The sequence below is a fragment of the Candidatus Berkiella cookevillensis genome (assembly GCF_001431315.2).
GTDB classification, from domain to species: domain Bacteria; phylum Pseudomonadota; class Gammaproteobacteria; order Berkiellales; family Berkiellaceae; genus Berkiella_A; species Berkiella_A cookevillensis.
Genome location: NZ_LKHV02000001.1, coordinates 680,700 through 698,465, shown reverse-complemented (window position 1 = coordinate 698,465; position 17,766 = coordinate 680,700). Strand labels below are relative to the sequence as shown.

The following is a 17,766-nucleotide window of genomic DNA, read 5'->3' as shown; positions in this document are numbered from 1 at the left end:
TGAATTTGAAAAATTACTATACACTGACACAGATTGTATGTTAAATAGTGCTCTATGAGAATTATATCTACCTCAATGACATTGCTAGCCTCCCCTCTAGCCTTTGCTCCCTTAGCTTATGCTAAGCGCATTGTTACACCTCGAAAGCCCCGCTAGGGCGCACATATAATATACCTAATTTTTTATTTTTATGACGAAGTTTGAAGTTTCTTCAAGGCTTCTACATTTGACGCTAAATTTAAATTGGAGCATATCATTAATGTCTCATGCCGTTTCTCCTACTGCGCCTCGTAGATTAGGAATATTACAAACGACTTCATTGGTCACCGGAAATCTCGTTGGTTCTGGGGTATTTTTACTGCCAGCCACTCTTGCTCTTTTTGGTAACTTAAGCCTAATTGCCTGGTTATTAACCGGGTTAGGCGCGCTGATGCTCGCCTGGATCTTCGCCCAAATGAGCTTATCTTACCCACAGAACGGTGGTCCTCATCATTTTGTGACGGAAGCTTTTGGCCAAAAATATGGCTACTGGGTTGCTTGGGGCTATTGGGTTCTCTCCTGGATTTCAAATGCCGCTTTAATTGTTGCAGCGGTAAGTTACATTGGCCCCTTGCTCGGCAATCTTTCCAGCTTTCAAATCTTAGCACTAGAATTGGGTATTCTTTGTGTAATTACATTGATTAATATCTTAGGCATTCAAATAGCTGGTAAATTTGAGTTTATCATGACTAGCTTAAAGCTCATCCCTTTGGTTTGCATTCCGCTTGCAGGACTCTATTTCATAGATTGGTCAACGCTGTCTTTTAGCTTACCTGACACAGAGATGAAATTTGATGGGCTGAAAAGTGCAATGTTCTTAACAATCTGGGCATTTGTAGGGCTAGAAACAGCCACCGTTACTGGCGGAGAAATCAAAAATCCTACTAAGACCATTCCTTTTGCAACCTTGTGTGGTACAGGCCTCGCACTCTTAGTCTATTTATTAGGTAGCTTTGTTATGCTTAATTTACTAGGCGCAGAACCACTCAGTGTTTCTAAAGCACCTTATGCTGATTTAGCTGGATTATTATTTGGTGGAAGCTGGACTACCTTGATTGCAATTGCAGCAATTATTTGTTGTTTAGGCTCATTTAATGGTTGGACAATGGTTGTCGGCAGAATTGCCCAAGGCGCTGCTGACCAAAAACTCTTCCCTAGCTTTTTTGCTAAAACGGACAAGAATGGTACTCCAGTTATCAGTCTTCTGATATCCGCTTCCTGTACATTGCCAATGTTGATACTCTCTCTCAGAGAAGATCTGATCAGTCAGTTTAACTTAATCATTGATGTATCTATTACACTTATTTTATTAATTTATGCTGCATGCATTTTTGCATTTTTCAAATTATTTTATAAAAAAATACAAGCACAACATATTGCAATTGGTATAGGAAGTTTATGTTTTGTATTTTTCTCCATTTGGGCTGCTGGTATAAAAATGATTATGCTATCACTCATTCTCTTGATATTGGGTCTGCCCATGTATCTGCTGCAAAGAAAGCATGCCCTCTATCGCACGCTGAATACAGAGCTGACGCCTAATACTTAATCAATAATATAGCCTTTGATTTTTCTTCATAGAGAATCGTCAAAGGCTAGCCTCTAGCTATTTGCAAAATGCTGAATTTTACTGTATTACTTGATAACGAAATTATGTTTCCTGCTAAGGCAGACAGTATTTTATGTCAGGGAGCCAAGAAAAAATGACAATAAAAAAAGAAGAGTTAGAAGCTATTCAAGTAGAGTTAATAAGTCGGCTTAGTGCATTAGCAATTGCCGCACAAGAAGGTCGCATAGAAAAAAATGAAGCTTTTTATCGTGATCAATCTTTAGCTGCAGAATTGCTGCGCAACGTCAATGAAGCTATTATTTCTTTTTTCAAAACCCCCTATTGGATCTGGCAAAGTATAACCGACATTCAAAATACTTGTAGAAATAGTTTTTATAGTCCAGAACTTGAACACTACCGCAGTGAATATCTTTTCCCATTTGTAACTGAGGCTATTCAAGCAAGAAAGACAATATGTTCCAATGCCATTGCCAGTATAATTAAAATACATGCTGGTGAAACAGAAGAAGTTGCTATCTCTCCTTTTTTGCTCTCTTTTTTTGAACTTGATAAAGATAATGAGAAATTACAGGAAAGATTATCCAGCATTCCGTTACAGAAATTTTGCGCCACACTCATTCAAGAATTATTAATTGACAGATCTACAGTACACGCACAGCTCGGTATAGGCTTATCTAGAATGCTCCCCATACATGGCAGAGAAAGTGACATTTATAAAGAAATCTTGCAAGCAAGAAATGCTTTTGCGACACCAAGGCACGGCCCAGTTGAATTCATACCCAGTCCTCGCCTTCTGTTTACAATACGCAATGCGCATTCGCAGCCCAGTACGCCTCATCAAGGACTGATTGAGGAGCATGAAGTGATACGCCCTATATCACGATCAATGCCCAACACACCAAGCAGCGCACAAACAGAACAATCTCTACCAAAGCTTAAAAGGCAAAGCACCTCCGAGATGCCATCCTCTATCCCAACAAGTACTATCGAAGAATCTGATCCTATGAAGAGCGTACTTTCTACTAAAAGCAAAACTGTCGTGCCTTCTTTAGAAGCGCATTTTGAACGCCTTCAGCTTGGTGGTGGTAAAAAAACTGGGGTGAGCAACAACACTACCCCTACCCATACAGTGCATAAAACCCGTAAAAGCGTAACAAAAAAATAGTTTTCTACTTTTCATTCGTCACAAAACAAAGTTGACTGGCTTATTTTTGTGGCGAATTGCTATGGAAACTTCTTGAAATTCATCCAAATTAGGTTAGACTACCCAGCATTCATCCAATTGTTTTCAAGTCCATCAAATGGGTTCTCCCCTTTGATTTTTGATATAAAAATTGAATATTACAGTCATTTTGGGATATGCATGGAAAAAACGTTTTTTACACTGATTGAAGGTTATCAACTCTTTAGAGAAAAATACGCCATCGGTGATAATTCCATCATGCGATACCTATCTCAAAACGGTCAACAACCACAAGCCATGGTAGTAGCCTGCTGTGATTCTAGAGTTGATCCTGCTTTGATTCTACAATGTGATCCGGGTGATTTATTTGTTACTCGAAATGTAGCCAATATTGTTCCTCCTTTTGAAAAAGATGACAGACACCATGGTACCAGTGCTGCTTTAGAATTTGGTATCTGCTTTCTTAAAGTGCAGCATTTGATTTTATTAGGGCACAGCCAATGCGGTGGAATACAAGCTCTATTCAATGAGGCTCCCTTAGAACAAGATGATTTTATATCTAACTGGGTCTCTATCATTAAAAAGAGCAAGAAAAATGCTCAAGACATCGATGAGCTTTCAAAACGTGCGCTCAACGCATCATATGAAAACTGTCTGACTTTTCCTTGGATCAAAGAAAGAGTGGAGAATAAAACCCTCTCTATTCATCTATGGTTTTTTGATATTAAAAAAGGCAAAATTTTTGTCTATTCACCCAGTTCACAACAATATGAACCACTGAGTGAGCAACACCCTTCTATATAGTCTGCACAATCGTTTTATTTTGTAATGAGTACTTGGATTTATGTCAAATCTCTGTTAAAAAATCAAAACCTAATAATAGTAACGACTTGTCCTCTAAACCTCCTCTTGTATAGAGCACATGTTATATAGCCACAATAGATGATTCTTCGGTTAGGCGGCGAGTATTCGAACAATAGGAGTGTATACAAAATACATGACTATTGTGAGATATGCGAAGCCAACAACACCGAAGATTCAGCTGTGAAGGGTATACATAATAAAGATAAAAAGCTGAGTCCTTATGCCATTAACCTTAGAAGAAAAACAACGCATTGATCAATCTGCTACAAAGCTACTAAACAAACTTCTTGTCACTGGAAGGGCTGCATTTCAGCTTACAATCCAGTCACTAAGACAGACCGTGTTGGGTGGTACAAGCGCTGTCTCAAAACCTGTGCCAATAGCCATCCAAATCCGTGTACAAAAAATAAAAACATTATTAGATTCTGCGAAAAATCAATTTCCCACTAGTATTCAAACGCAAAATGAATTCAAAAACAGAGTGAAACGGCTTGTTAGGCAAAAAATTTATTTTTATAGAACACTGACAACAGCACAGAAAAAAGCATATGTCATTGAACAGCGAAAACCTCTTTCTTTTGTGGAAAAAAATCAATACGCAACGCTTGTACAAGAAACGCTGGATAAAATTCGTATCACAAGTAAACGCGCTTTTTCGCTTATTATTAATGCTTTAAAAAAAGAAGTCCTAAAAGCACCAATAACAACAAATAAAAAGATCCCCTCTGAATTACTTGCAAGCGCACAACGTGTCAAAGAGCTAATCACCGATATAGAAGATTTATGGATTCCACTCAATCCCGCAAAAGCAGATAATCCTGCCTATGTTTTTAAAACTCGATTAAAGCAGAAAGAATTTTCTAATCTTGTAAAATACAAAACTCAAGAATGGATTAACCAAGTAGAAAATTTATCACGCAAAGAAAAATCTGCATTGGTAAAACAACACCGTACCCTTGTCGAGACGCAAAAAAATAGAGCCACAGCAAATCATCTCAAACCACGCCAAAGCTCTGTGGAAAGTGAAGGCTATGTAGAAGAAAGAGCACAATGGCGTATTAACTTGATGTTTCCTATGGAGGGTGATGGTTTAAGTGAACATGAGATGTGTCTACTCGCCAGTATTATCGATCTAGAAAAATATCCTTGGGGCTATGCGCAATTATTAACCGCCGATATTCCTTTAGCGCAATGGTTAAGTTCAGAATCTATCAATAATTTACTCATGGCGGATAAATTAAACTTTAGTGAACATGGTGCCCTATTAACAGAACCTAGTCAGGAAGAAAAAGATTCGCTCCAGACATTAGCGCCTTTTATCTTAAGCAATCAATTGAGTGTAAGAAAAGCTTTAGATACTTATATCTCAGAAGAAGCAAAACAAACGCTTTTAGCACCAGAGTTCATTGCTCGAGCAACATCATCTACACTCAACGATAATGATTTTGCTCTACTCATCAGTATGAATTTGTCTTTAAACAACGAGGATGAACGAGAAGATGAGCCAGATGAATTCTCTGACAATATATCCAACAACTATAGTGATGAGAGCGATGAATATGAAGAGAGTGAGAAAAGTGAAGAGAGAGACAGTGATATAGATGATTATTCTGCCTTTTTCAGCTATCCAAAAGCAAAGCCTAGGAGATAAAAGTAGATTTGTGAACCAAGATTTAAGCTTTAACTGCTATTCTAATATGTATTGATGCATAGTAAGTAGCTGTCTTTTTCTTCGTTCGCAAAGCGAACATTATTGCCTCTACCCAATTTTGGTAGAGGTATTTTGATTCGCTCCGCTCATCGATAAAAGAACACTGAAATGAATGAATCAAGTAGTAGGAAGGAGAGGCCATCGCCCCCCCCCTACTCGCTTTTACATTCTGCAAAAATAAACTTAGCAACAAACGATAGATTGTAAATACTATGGACGAAGCTTATAAGATGCTTCATTCACCGTCTTCACATCTTCAGGATAGAAAAATTCAGGATTTTGATTCATCATCTTTCTGGCATAAGTATGGGTTAACTTTAGATGTTGCTCCAATTCTTTAGCATCCATAGGCTTATCTGCTTTAGAAGCCAACAATTCTGACAGATGCTGCTCTAACTCTGGCAGAGTTTGATGGTATGGCGCATTTATGCCTAATAATTTACCCCATCCACCTGCAAGAGATGCCTTTTCCTTAACCGGCACACCTTCTTTATTTAATTGGAAATTCAATTTCATTTGACCAAAAAAGCCTTGCAGCATTACGTCAAACAAGAAGTAACTTGTTAAAGCAATTGCAGCAAATGCAAATACGCTCACAGCAAAACCCACAACCACAAGCGGAAAAACAACATGCGTTGCATACATCATGAAAGCCATAAAGGCAGTTTTACTTAAAGCATAAGTCCATGGGAAGCGATGATTTAAACGAGCGTTATTAATCACAGGTTTTGAGGATATAGAACTATCAGGCGTTGATGTAGGCTCATCATCACCTGCTTGACTACCTGGTTGATCCTCTGGTTCAGAGGGTTCTATATCTTCTTCATACTGAAGAGCAAAGTGCGGAATACGAATTTGCTCGTCTTCTGGAACCTCTGTTACATTTGGTTCATTCTTAAATAATATCTCATGTGCATTTGCCACAGAGGTATTTTCTGCCAACATTCTTAATTGCTGTGAAGAGGGCAATTCGGCTTTCTTTTTCAAAACGCCATGGCGAAATATATTATAAACACTCCAATCACCACAGGTCATACCCTTTTGAATTTTAGATTCAGCACGAACAAACGTTGCTTTTTCAGACGTGTGATTCAATATAAAATCACCACATGCAGCCTCAACCGTGTCATGATAACCTGTTTTGGTGCCCAATGAATCAAAATGCTGTAATTGAATACTCTTTGCATCTAGTGGCAAAGCCCAATTAGACAAGATGGCATCATTTGTATCCTTGTCACGATGATTTAACAATATTTGCTTCTGCTCTAAAATAAAATTCCTAACATTATTAACCCGAACACGCAGCTCTTTTTCTTCACCACTATCTGTTTTGTTTTCACCAGTGCTTTCGCTATGTTGTTGATACGCTTCATACAAGGCTTGATATTGTTGTTCATTAAGGCTTGAGAACTTCGCCAACATTGAAGTCCAATGACCATTGTTATGATTTATATAAAAGCCAAGTTCAATATTTTTTTCAGGTAATTTTTTGATTTTATTTGCAATAAGATACGCAACGACATCTAACATTCTCTCTTGTAGGTTGCTGCCAATTGATTGCTGCGAGACCGCTGCTTGGTCATCTGTAATTTCAGGACACGTAAATGCCATGAAAAGAGCATTATTGTCTGTTCTAATCAAATGCCCTTCTTCAAAGGCACCAAAATTCCACTGATTATCCTGTACAGGCTCAACACCTTGATGTTCAATACCTTTAGATTTTAAATATGCTAACAAATAGCTTCTGGATAAATCTTGCAAGTTAACATTATCTAAAAACTTTGAGGTATCTGCACTCATCTAATCACTCCGCGCATTTATTGCATTAAAAAGGATCTTCACAAAAAGATTTAAGTTTGTAACATATATTAAATATGCGCTCAAGGCTATATCGAAAAAATACTCCTAGATTGATAAAAAATCTAAACTTTACAGTTCAAACACTATCATCTTGCGAATAGTCTACGTTTCAGCATCCATGATAGACATTTCTAATCTCTTGATAAAAATACTAACAACTGCAATAAAAATGCCAGTTAATCAACTTATTTTTTAATTAGATTTCTCATATTTAATTGAGTTTATCTGCTATTTACAAAGGATCATCTTAATTCAATAGCCTTTTTTGTGGGTTATTCATAACATTTCATTTTTGAAAAAACACTGGGGATTTACATGAAAAAATCAAAATTAATTGAACAAAAATTGAATCAATTGTTTCAACATCAAAGAGAAAATCAAACATTACTAAAGCCTTATGCTTTAGAAGAATCTTTTTTCTCAGAACAAGATTGGAAGCATATAATGAAAAAATTCAAACTCCCTTCTGCGGAACAACAGCGCGGCTATCAACTCTCTTTACTAGATGATTTAATTTGTAATGAACAATGTTTAACACAATTGTGTGAGGACTTAAGGCAATTAACAGCATTGAAAAATCAACTGATTGAATTTATGCATCAAGTCGTTGCCCAACAACAAGAAATGCTGCATCACCTAGAATTAAATTCATCTTCCCATAAGCATCATTAACAATTCTAAAACTATAGTCATCACACATGAGTTTTACCCGCAAGGGGCACAATGTCGGGGGTGTTGTCTTCGCCATCTCAAAAAATCATGTGCTGTGACTATATCACACCCATTATTCAAATTTGGAAAAGCGTGATAGTTTTCACTAAACATCATAAAAACATGGATACCACTTATCTTAATGAAGGAACCATCTATCAGTCTAAATTTGAACACAATAAAAAAATCACAATAAATATCAATTAATTGTAAAAATCCTCTCACATAAAATCTATTTTTTCTTATTTATTTACTTAGATCATCAATAATTAAAATGTATAATATGGCTATTTTAAATCTTAAGTTATCATTTATTTGAGGTCATTCATGTCAGCATCAGGCGCGCGCCCATCAAACACAATCAATATTTCTAGTTCTATTTATGCAAAAATGGAACCCATCAAAGCAGAAAAAAAGCTAAAGGCTGCACTTAAAGCACAATACGAAGAAAGCGGCTATCAACCCAATCAATTATGGCTTTTAAGAGAATCACGTGTTGATGGCTGCTTAACTTTATCCAGTATAGAACGGCAAGAAAATGGATCCTATAAAGGCTTCGATCGTAGGTATGCTTTAGTAGAAACCAGTGAAGGTGTTTTTGCATGGAACAACGTAAGTGATGAGGAAACACTACATGCATTACAACAAGAACAAAAAATTGTTTTTATGAATATGCACACAGCTCGCAAAGTGAAAAACATCGAATTGTGTACTTTATTGTTCGATAGTTTCAAAGCGATAGGCTTTTTACCTGAATATTATTTAAATCCTTCACCACAAGATAGCTCTAGAAACAGCATATATGTCCATGTTTCACAATGTAATTACATACAAAACCAACTTGATCATCTTCCTGAAGCAGATGCTGAAATCGAAGCAGATGCTGAAATCATTGAAAGACTTAAACGCACAACAAGAGAACTCGCAGAACAACATGAAGATCAAATATGTCCTATTACCTACGAAATGCCCCAAGGCGTTGCCGCCATCTCACAAACCCCTCATTTATATAATCAAAAAGAACTACAACTTTGGGTTGCTGAACGTGGCAGCGATCCTATGACTCGAGCCCCTATCACAATGAAAGATATCCTTCTCACGCATGCCCCAGAAAAAATGCATACGGCATTAGAAGAGACAACACGCCGGATAGCAATGCTTCATATGAAAAGTACTTAGTTTTCATATCAAATTCAACTGACTTTTATTAGCTACCATGAGTTTATTTCACCTTTCTCATGGTAGTCAGTTGATTAATTGGTAGCCTAGCATTTCAAAAGTCGTTAAAATTTGCCTCTTTGAAATAAAACGCATTTATGATGTAGATGAATCAAGAGGGCAAGGCTATTAGTATTTCAATCTCAACTCCAAATCAAAGTGTCTCCCCCACTAAACATTTGTTTATAGAAACATGGGGCTGCCAGATGAACGAATACGATTCCAAACGTATGGCAGAATTACTAAAGGCAACTCATGGTCTGGAGTTGGTTGACACACCAGAAAAAGCAGATGTACTTCTAATGAACACCTGCTCTATTCGAGAAAAAGCACAAGAAAAGATTTTTTCCCGTTTAGGACAATGGCGCCCCTTAAAAGAATCCAATCCTAAGGTCATTATTGGCGTAGGTGGCTGCGTCGCAAGCCAAGAAGGCAAAGCAATACGCCAACGTGCACCTTATGTCGACGTGGTATTTGGTCCTCAAACCCTACATCGACTCCCTATGCTGATCAATCAAGTATTACATAATGGTAAACCTGCGATTGATATCAGTTTTCCAGAAATTGAAAAATTTGATAAGCTGCCTGATCCCACAGCCAAAGGCCCAACAGGTTTAGTTTCTATTCAAGAAGGTTGCAGTAAATACTGCACTTACTGCATCGTGCCTTACACACGTGGCGAAGAAATTAACCGCCCCTTTGATGATGTGATTGCTGAAGTTGCTGTCTTAGCGGCTCAAGGCGTAAGAGAAGTGACTTTATTAGGCCAAAATGTAAATGCTTATCGTGGTGTACGCCATGACAACACCATTGCTGATTTAGCGCTTTTAATTCGTTATGTTGCACATATTGATGGAATAGACCGCATACGTTTTACAACCTCACATCCCACAGAGTTCTCTGATAGTTTGATTGAAGCTTATCGAGATGTACCAGAATTAGCCAATCATTTACATTTGCCAGTTCAAAGCGGGAGTGATCGAGTGCTGACACTCATGAGCAGAGGCCATACTGCTTTAGAATACAAATCAAAAATTAAGAAATTACGTGCGGTAAGACCTGATATTTGTATTTCAACAGATTTAATTGTCGGTTATCCTGGCGAAACGGACGAAGATTTTGCTCAAACGATGGATTTGGTTGAAAAAATAGGTTTTGATATCTCCTACAGCTTTATGTATAGCGCAAGACCCGGTACACCCGCTGCCACCTTACCCAATCCTGTTCCAGAAGAAATTAAAAAGCAACGCTTACAAATCCTACAGACGCGTATTTTGCAGCAAGCCGCTGCAATCAGTCAGCAGATGATAGGCACAACACAACGCATTTTAGTAACAGCGCCTTCTAGGAAAGATCCAGCTTTTCTATCCGGTAGAACAGAAAACAATCGTGCTGTTAATTTTAAAGCACCTGAACATTTAATTGGGCAATTTGTAAATGTACGCATTACAGAAGCCTTACCAAACTCACTTCGAGGGGAACTGCACGAGACGTGTTTTTCATAAGTGACTGAGTTAAAAAGAAAAGATTATTACACTGCTTTTATTTAGCTTTTCAGCTAGATGTAAAAGGTATATGCTTAAATCTATAAGGTTGTTAAGTGAATAATGATTTATTTGAACCCTTGAACAGTAAAATTACGTCCAGTGAAATCTCTCTAACGCCCAGCGATAACCATCGACTTATGAACCTATGTGGTCGATTTGATGAGCATCTGCGACAAATAGAAAAACGCTTGCACGTTGAAATAAATAATCGTGGCCATATTTTTCAAATTATGGGTGAAGAGAATGCGGTCAAATTAGCAAGCAATCTCATTAAAACATTATATGAAGAAACCAAAAGCAATCATGAGCTAACGCCTCATCATATTCATCTTTTACTACAACAGTTACAACAAAAATTACCCGAGAAATTACCTGTTGCAGCCTCTGAATCCCAAAATACGCCTAAACAAGAAAAGCCGCAGACGCTGATTAAAATTAAGTCTGGTACCTTTAGAGCACATAGTAAAAATCAAGAAAATTACATTAAAAGCATTCTTTCCTGTGATATTAATTTTGGTGTGGGTCCCGCAGGAACGGGTAAAACCTATTTAGCAGTTGCTTGCGCAGTACAAGCCTTAGAGCAAGATCAAGTAAAAAGAATTTTATTGGTACGCCCCGCTGTCGAAGCAGGAGAAAGATTAGGATTTCTACCAGGTGATTTGGCTCAAAAAATAGATCCCTATTTAAGACCACTGTACGATGCACTCTATGAAATGCTAGGTTTAGAACGTACCCTCAAATTAGTTGAGCGTAATGTGATTGAACTAGCACCACTTGCTTATATGCGTGGACGCACGCTGAATGATTCCTTTATCATTTTAGATGAGGGGCAAAATACAACACCAGAACAAATGAAGATGTTTTTAACACGTATTGGCTTTGGATCAACCGCTGTTATTACAGGTGATATCACTCAAGTTGATCTCCCCAACGGACATTATTCGGGTTTACGTCACGTTATTAATGTATTAAAAGGCACAGATGGCATCAGCTTTACCTTCTTTGACTCTCGTGATGTTGTAAGACACCCTTTAGTTCAAAAAATTATTGAAGCTTATGAAAAATTTGAAGACAATCACCCAACGAAGCATAAAAAATAGATCCGATATGTCAAAGCAAGCATCAAACAAAGTGAAAATTAAAATTGATTTATTGAATGAAGGATTTCAAGGGCCACAAGAAGATGAAATTCTACATTGGCTTGAACCTTTATTTGCTGATCCTCAAATCAAAATTAGTAGAAATGAGGTTTATATTTCCTTTAGCATGATCACCTTGAATGACATGCAACAGTTAAACAAACAGTATCGACAAAAAGACAAGCCAACCAATGTGCTCTCTTTTCCATGCACCATTCCAAATGCGCCTCACGGCTTTTTAGGAGATATTGTACTGTGCGCGCCTCAAATTGAAAAAGAAGCCACAGAACAAGCTAAAGAACTTAAAGCACATTGGGCACATTTAGTGATTCATGGTACCTTACATCTTTTGGGATACGACCACGAAACCGAACAAGACGCGAATATTATGGAAAATCTTGAAATTACACTGTTAGAAAAATTAAGTTTTCCTAACCCATATGGAGAATTGCATGAGTGATGACGTTACGACTTCTAACCGCACTTGGTTAGAACGAATTGGCCAAGTTTTATCAAATGAGCCAAAAGATATCAATCAACTACTTGAGATACTACGAGATGCAGAACAACGCAATTTACTCGATAGTGACGCGCTCAGAATGATTGAAGGCGTACTTCAGGTTTCTGAAATGCGTGCTGAAGAAATCATGATCCCAAGAACGGAAATGGTGGTTGTCGAAAAAGATGCAACATTGGAAGAAATATTACCCATTGTTATGAAATCAGCACATTCAAGATTTCCTGTCATTGGCGATAGTAAAGATGAAGTGATTGGTATTTTATTAGCCAAAGATTTACTGCATTATCAAAGCCCAGATAATAAAGAAAAATTATCTATCAAAGATGTGCTCAGACCCGCTATCTTTATTCCCGAAAGTAAACGCTTAGATATTCTATTAAATGAATTTAGAAAAAACCGCCACCATCTTGCCATTGTGGTAGATGAATATGGTGGTGTCAGTGGCATGGTCACCATTGAAGATGTATTAGAGCAAATTGTCGGCGATATCGAAGATGAGCATGATGTCAAAGAAGATCCCTGCATAAAACAACATAAAGAAAACAATTTTTCACTCAAAGGTCAAACGCCCATTGCGGAATTCAACCAATATTTTAATCTACAGTTTAGTGATAGTGAATTTGACACCATTGGTGGATTGGTTCTAAAAGGTTTTGGTCATTTGCCCAAGCGAGGCGAAACCATTACCATCGAAGACATACCTTTTACCGTACTTCGCGCCAATAGACGTCGCATTCAGTTACTAAAAATAACGTATCAACTAAAAGACTAATATAGTGTCTTTCGTTGTTAATAGAATTTTCGATTCGCGAAGCCAATCATAATGCCTCTGCCAATTTTGGGAGAGGCTGGCTGACAGCAGATGAGGGTTAAAGATGAATAGTGAGTGAATGAGGGTACCCCTCACTGCCCTTGCAGGGCGCCCTTCTCAATTGGTAGAGGGGAAAATGTTCGCTTTGCGAACAAGACAGTTCACTCATAATCAATTTGTAGCGACATTTTTGAGACAGCTTCTAATATATAGATAATAATAAATGAGTATTACAAAGAAGATAAAGCCTTACTTTCCCTTTCTATTGAGTTTTGGGGCAGGTGCAATTTTAACCTTCGCTTTTGCACCCTATTATCAAGGCTGGTTAGCATTCTTATCACCTATACTTCTACTTCGTGCAACAGAAACGGCTTCAGGCAAAAAGGCCTTTATCCATGGCTTTAGCTTTGGATGTGGTTTTTTTGGCTTTTCTGTCTATTGGGTCTTTCATAGTATCTATTATTTTGGTCAAACGACACCATTGCTGGCCTATCTGATTACAGGATCAATGATTGCACTTTTAGCGCTTTATCCTGCTTTCATGATGTCATTAACCAATTACCTCTTTAAAGGTAAAACCATTCAGCGCGCTTGTATAGGATTTCCAGTCATCTGGGTTCTAGCAGAAATGGTACGTGGTTACTTTCTAACTGGTTTTCCATGGGCATTTTTGGGCACGACACAAATTGCAAATGCTGCTTTACGCGCCTATGCGCCGATTGGCAGTGTATGGATGGTATCGTGGGTGATTTTGATCTCTGCGGGTATTTTATACTCTATTATTTTGTATTTAAGCGAGCACCGTGAAAAACCTAAACAGCTCTATCGCTTAGTGGCTGTTTTTGTCTTCATTTGGGTTTTAGGTGGCGCACTTTATAAGATTGAGTGGGTCAAACCAGAAAATGTAAGCTTGGACGTTGCACTGATTCAAGGCAATATCCCACAAAGAATGCGCTGGTCTCCTGAACACGTTGCCCAGATTATGAATGTCTATGAAAATCAAACGAAAAAAGCTTTATCGGCAGATGTGATCGTATGGCCAGAAGGTGCTATCCCCCTACCACTTCCTTACTCAAATAATTATTTTCAAAACATTCAAAAAATTGCAAAAGACAATGATGTTGCCCTAATTGCCGGTGTTCCAGAACAAGCAGCCGATCAAGATTCTTACTATAACGCATTAATAGGACTAGGGCTTGCAAGTGGTATTTACTATAAAGAACGTTTGGTACCCTTTGGTGAATTTGTGCCCTTTGAAAAAATGTTGCGTGGTTTGATTGGCTTCTTTGATCTACCAATGTCTAGTTTCATCCAAAATGACAGGGCCAATAACCAACAATTGACTATTTTTGGACTCAAAGTAGCACCCGCCATTTGTTATGAAATTGCCTTCCCAACTATTGTGCGTAAAAATGCATACGATGCAGATTTTATCATTACCGTCAGTAATGACACTTGGTTTGGCAGAACAAATGGGCCTAAGCAGCACCTTGAGATTGCGCAATGGCGCGCCATTGAAACAGGCCGCTATATCCTAAGAGCCACCAATACAGGATTAACTGCTATTATCTCCCCCAATGGTCACTCAGATATAGCACCACAATTCGAGCCTGCAATCTTATTTGGCAAAATCTTCCCCATGCGAGGTCAGACACCATGGGTCACTTTTGGGATAACACCACTATTGGCATTATTATTGATAACCTTGAGTATACCTTTGTTACCTGGCTCAATGCCCAAGCTACGATCACTACGTGACAAATTACAGAAATATACCCGCAAAAAAGTTAGCAAATCGACAAATAGTGGGGCACGCAATAAAAATAGACGCAGAAGAAAATAACAAAATAATTAGCTAGCTTTATTAATCGCGGTCTGATGCTTCTGCAGCCGCAGCACCCGCTACCTCTGCAGTGGCACCCACAACGGCACCAGCAAGGTAAAGAGGCATTTTTACCGCCGCCAGTGCAGTGCCACCAGCAATACTTGCAGCGGTACCACAACCATATAAGGCTGGTATCATAAAACACATGTAAATAAAGAGCCGTTTCCCTTTCATATTCACATTCCTTATCATAAACTTAGCAAAATTCGTCTATAGGCAAATAAATACTTATGAACATCGAGCTACAATACCACCCGCAAAAAATTGAACCACAAGTGCAAAATGACTGGGATAAGCAGCAAAGCTTTGCTGCAAAGGAAGATCTCAGCAAACCTAAGTTTTATTGCCTAAGTATGTTTCCTTACCCAAGTGGCCATTTACACGTTGGCCACGTCCGTAATTACACCATAGGTGACGTTATAGCCCGTTTCCAGCGCATGCTTGGAAAAAATGTTTTACACCCCATTGGATGGGATGCTTTTGGCTTACCCGCAGAAAATGCTGCTATCAAACACAAGGTTCCCCCCAAAGACTGGACCTATCAAAACATTGCTCACATGAAGTCCCAATTAAAAAGTTTGGGCTTAAGTTTTGACTGGTCAAGAGAAATTGCCACGTGTGATCCTGATTACTACAAATGGGAACAGTGGTTATTTATAAAAATGTATGAAAAAGGCCTAGTCTATAAGAAAAAATCCATGGTCAATTGGGATCCCGTTGATCAAACCGTTTTAGCCAATGAACAAGTGATTGATGGTTGTGGTTGGCGCTCTGGTGCAAAAGTAGAAAGACGCGCTATTTCTCAATGGTTTTTGAAAATTACAGATTATGCAGAAGAATTATTAAAAGATTTAGCACAATTAACGGATTGGCCAGAACAAGTTTGTACCATGCAAACCAATTGGATAGGCCGTTCTGAAGGTGTCAGCTTTCAATTTGCAGTAGATCATCCCAATACAGCACCGCTTGAAGTCTACACTACACGCATAGACACACTCATGGGCGTAACCTATGTTGCCATTGCAGCAGAACACCCACTGGCACAGATAGCACTTTCACTCAATCCTGCTTTACAACCCTTTGTTGATAAAGTGAAACAAATGAAAGTTGCTGAAGCGGATATGGCAACCATGGAAAAAGAGGGACAAGCCACCGGACTCTATGTTATTCACCCTATCACTCAAGAAAAACTACCCGTTTGGATTGCCAATTATGTACTCATTGATTACGGGACTGGCGCAGTTATGGCCGTTCCTGCTCATGATGCCAGAGATTATCAATTTGCACAGAAATATAATTTGCCTATTAAAGCAGTGATTCGCCCACAAGACAGCACAAATCCCGATCTATCTGAAAAAGCCTATACAGAAGCGGGTGTTTTATTTAATTCTGCACCATTCGATGGGCTATCAACCACAGATGCCAAAACAACCATTGCTCAAACATTAGAAGATAAAAAAATCGGGAAGAGAGAAACACACTATCGATTGCGTGACTGGGGCGTGTCTAGACAACGTTACTGGGGTGCCCCCATTCCAATGATAGAATGCCCTCATTGTGGTACAGTCCCTGTAGCGGAAAAAGATTTACCTGTTCAATTACCTGAAGATGTCACAACTTTTGGCCAAGGCTCTCCACTTGCAAGCTCAGAAGATTTTTTACATACCACTTGCCCAAAATGTAATAGTGCGGCACAGCGGGAAACAGATACTTTTGACACTTTCATTGAATCTTCTTGGTATTATTTACGTTTTATGTGCCCAGACCAAGAGACAAAAATCTTTGATGAACGTGTAAGCTACTGGCAAAATGTTGATCAGTATATCGGTGGCATCGAGCATGCTATTTTACATTTGCTCTATTCCCGCTTTTTTCATAAAGTCATTCGAGATTTAGGGCTTATCCAAAGTGATGAGCCTTTCAAACGATTGCTCACACAAGGCATGGTCTTAAAAGATGGTGCCAAGATGGCAAAATCAAAGGGGAACACCGTTGATCCCCAATCATTGATTGATCAATATGGCGCAGATACCGTTCGTTTATTTATTATGTTTGCATCCCCCCCCGAACAATCTCTTGAATGGTCTGACGCAGGCGTAGACGGCGCTTCTCGGTTTTTGAAAAAGCTTTGGCGCGTTGTCGCTGATCATGTTCAAAATGGACACTTACAAAATATTGCTCAGGTTGATTTCTCAAGCATGACACTCAATCCACAGCAAAAAGCATTACGACGCAAAGTGCATGAAACGCAGAAAAAAATCACAGATGACTATGAGCGACGTTTTGCATTTAATACAGCAATTGCCGCCGTCATGGAGCTTATTAACGAGATTACAAAGTTTAATGTAGAAACAACAATAGACCAACAAATCTATCAAGAATCACTAGAATATGTTGTTTTAATGTTAGCGCCCATCGTACCACATATCACCCACGTGCTTTGGCACATGTTAGGTCATAATGAAACAATTATGCATGCACAATGGCCATTACTGGATGAGGCTGCTCTACAAAAAAATGATGTTGAAATTGTCATCCAAGTGAATGGTAAAGTGCGCGCAAATCTTATTGTGCCCATTGATGTGGAACAAGCGTACATTGAAACCGAAGCTAAAAACAATGAGAAAGTAGCTAAGTACTTAGAAGATAAAACTATACGCAAAATTATTTATGTACCACAAAAACTCATCAATATTGTGGCAAATTAA

General features: G+C 38.4%; 14 protein-coding genes. 12 read left to right on the top strand and 2 right to left on the bottom strand.

What is annotated here, in order from left to right; all coding sequences use genetic code 11:
* The first annotated feature begins 226 nt into the window (after positions 1 to 226).
* The 4 genes from CC99x_RS03110 to CC99x_RS03095 all read left to right on the top strand — a co-directional run bounded on the left by CC99x_RS03110 (position 227) and on the right by CC99x_RS03095 (position 5,307).
* Positions 227 to 1,588 (top strand): amino acid permease, encoded by a 1,362-nt coding sequence (locus tag CC99x_RS03110; protein ID WP_158003209.1) that lies wholly within the window; start codon positions 227 to 229, stop codon positions 1,586 to 1,588.
* Positions 1,589 to 1,742: 154 nt separating this feature from the next.
* Positions 1,743 to 2,774: a hypothetical protein gene (locus CC99x_RS03105; protein ID WP_141651900.1), complete on the top strand. Its 1,032-nt coding sequence runs from the start codon at positions 1,743 to 1,745 to the stop codon at positions 2,772 to 2,774.
* Positions 2,775 to 2,972: 198 nt separating this feature from the next.
* On the top strand, positions 2,973 to 3,596 hold the full coding sequence (locus CC99x_RS03100) for a carbonic anhydrase (RefSeq protein WP_057624518.1): 624 nt from the start codon (positions 2,973 to 2,975) through the stop codon (positions 3,594 to 3,596).
* Between the two features lie 280 nt (positions 3,597 to 3,876).
* The gene (locus CC99x_RS03095) at positions 3,877 to 5,307 is read left to right on the top strand and encodes a hypothetical protein (protein ID WP_057624519.1); all 1,431 of its coding nucleotides are present in this window, start codon (positions 3,877 to 3,879) and stop codon (positions 5,305 to 5,307) included.
* A gap of 270 nt (positions 5,308 to 5,577) precedes the next feature.
* Here the strand turns inward: CC99x_RS03095 and CC99x_RS03090 are convergent, their stop codons facing one another.
* The gene (locus CC99x_RS03090; protein ID WP_057624520.1) at positions 5,578 to 7,167 is read right to left on the bottom strand and encodes a hypothetical protein; all 1,590 of its coding nucleotides are present in this window, start codon (positions 7,165 to 7,167) and stop codon (positions 5,578 to 5,580) included.
* A gap of 375 nt (positions 7,168 to 7,542) precedes the next feature.
* Here CC99x_RS03090 and CC99x_RS03085 point away from each other — a divergent pair, with 375 nt between their 5' ends.
* The 7 genes from CC99x_RS03085 (at position 7,543) to lnt (ending at position 15,016) form a co-directional block, all read left to right on the top strand.
* Positions 7,543 to 7,899, top strand: a complete 357-nt coding sequence (locus CC99x_RS03085; protein ID WP_057624521.1) for a hypothetical protein — start codon at positions 7,543 to 7,545, stop codon at positions 7,897 to 7,899.
* 366 nt (positions 7,900 to 8,265) lie between these two features.
* Positions 8,266 to 9,117 carry an RING finger protein gene (locus CC99x_RS03080; protein ID WP_057624523.1) on the top strand — a complete coding sequence of 284 codons (852 nt, stop codon included), beginning with the start codon at positions 8,266 to 8,268 and terminating at the stop codon, positions 9,115 to 9,117.
* 146 nt (positions 9,118 to 9,263) lie between these two features.
* The gene (miaB, locus tag CC99x_RS03075; protein ID WP_077065415.1) at positions 9,264 to 10,661 is read left to right on the top strand and encodes a tRNA (N6-isopentenyl adenosine(37)-C2)-methylthiotransferase MiaB; all 1,398 of its coding nucleotides are present in this window, start codon (positions 9,264 to 9,266) and stop codon (positions 10,659 to 10,661) included.
* A 119-nt stretch (positions 10,662 to 10,780) separates the two neighbouring features.
* Positions 10,781 to 11,803 (top strand): PhoH family protein, encoded by a 1,023-nt coding sequence (locus CC99x_RS03070; RefSeq protein ID WP_083477346.1) that lies wholly within the window; start codon positions 10,781 to 10,783, stop codon positions 11,801 to 11,803.
* Between the two features lie 7 nt (positions 11,804 to 11,810).
* A complete protein-coding gene (ybeY, locus tag CC99x_RS03065) occupies positions 11,811 to 12,302 on the top strand; it encodes an rRNA maturation RNase YbeY (protein WP_057624525.1) in 492 nt (163 codons plus the stop codon).
* Positions 12,283 to 13,134, top strand: a complete 852-nt coding sequence (locus tag CC99x_RS03060; RefSeq protein ID WP_445971454.1) for a CorC family transporter — start codon at positions 12,283 to 12,285, stop codon at positions 13,132 to 13,134. Before ybeY ends, CC99x_RS03060 begins: the two co-directional genes overlap by 20 nt.
* 262 nt (positions 13,135 to 13,396) lie before the next feature.
* Positions 13,397 to 15,016, top strand: coding sequence for an apolipoprotein N-acyltransferase (gene lnt, locus CC99x_RS03055; RefSeq protein WP_057624527.1), 1,620 nt, complete (start codon positions 13,397 to 13,399; stop codon positions 15,014 to 15,016).
* A 21-nt stretch (positions 15,017 to 15,037) separates the two neighbouring features.
* Here the strand turns inward: lnt and CC99x_RS03050 are convergent, their stop codons facing one another.
* Positions 15,038 to 15,232, bottom strand: a complete 195-nt coding sequence (locus CC99x_RS03050; protein ID WP_057624528.1) for a hypothetical protein — start codon at positions 15,230 to 15,232, stop codon at positions 15,038 to 15,040.
* Between the two features lie 62 nt (positions 15,233 to 15,294).
* Here CC99x_RS03050 and leuS point away from each other — a divergent pair, with 62 nt between their 5' ends.
* Positions 15,295 to 17,766, top strand: a complete 2,472-nt coding sequence (gene leuS, locus CC99x_RS03045) for a leucine--tRNA ligase (protein ID WP_057624613.1) — start codon at positions 15,295 to 15,297, stop codon at positions 17,764 to 17,766.

Bases quoted from the DNA above. Each gene is read 5' to 3' on its own strand.
- CC99x_RS03050 (WP_057624528.1), bottom strand. From the start codon at position 15,232: ATGAAAGGGAAACGGCTCTTTATTTACATGTGTTTTATGATACCAGCC.
- CC99x_RS03100 (WP_057624518.1), top strand. From the start codon at position 2,973: ATGGAAAAAACGTTTTTTACACTGATTGAAGGTTATCAACTCTTTAGA.
- miaB (WP_077065415.1), top strand. From the start codon at position 9,264: ATGAATCAAGAGGGCAAGGCTATTAGTATTTCAATCTCAACTCCAAAT.
- CC99x_RS03080 (WP_057624523.1), top strand. From the start codon at position 8,266: ATGTCAGCATCAGGCGCGCGCCCATCAAACACAATCAATATTTCTAGT.
- CC99x_RS03085 (WP_057624521.1), top strand. From the start codon at position 7,543: ATGAAAAAATCAAAATTAATTGAACAAAAATTGAATCAATTGTTTCAA.
- CC99x_RS03095 (WP_057624519.1), top strand. From the start codon at position 3,877: ATGCCATTAACCTTAGAAGAAAAACAACGCATTGATCAATCTGCTACA.
- CC99x_RS03105 (WP_141651900.1), top strand. From the start codon at position 1,743: ATGACAATAAAAAAAGAAGAGTTAGAAGCTATTCAAGTAGAGTTAATA.
- lnt (WP_057624527.1), top strand. From the start codon at position 13,397: ATGAGTATTACAAAGAAGATAAAGCCTTACTTTCCCTTTCTATTGAGT.
- ybeY (WP_057624525.1), top strand. From the start codon at position 11,811: ATGTCAAAGCAAGCATCAAACAAAGTGAAAATTAAAATTGATTTATTG.
- CC99x_RS03060 (WP_445971454.1), top strand. From the start codon at position 12,283: ATGGAGAATTGCATGAGTGATGACGTTACGACTTCTAACCGCACTTGG.
- CC99x_RS03090 (WP_057624520.1), bottom strand. From the start codon at position 7,167: ATGAGTGCAGATACCTCAAAGTTTTTAGATAATGTTAACTTGCAAGAT.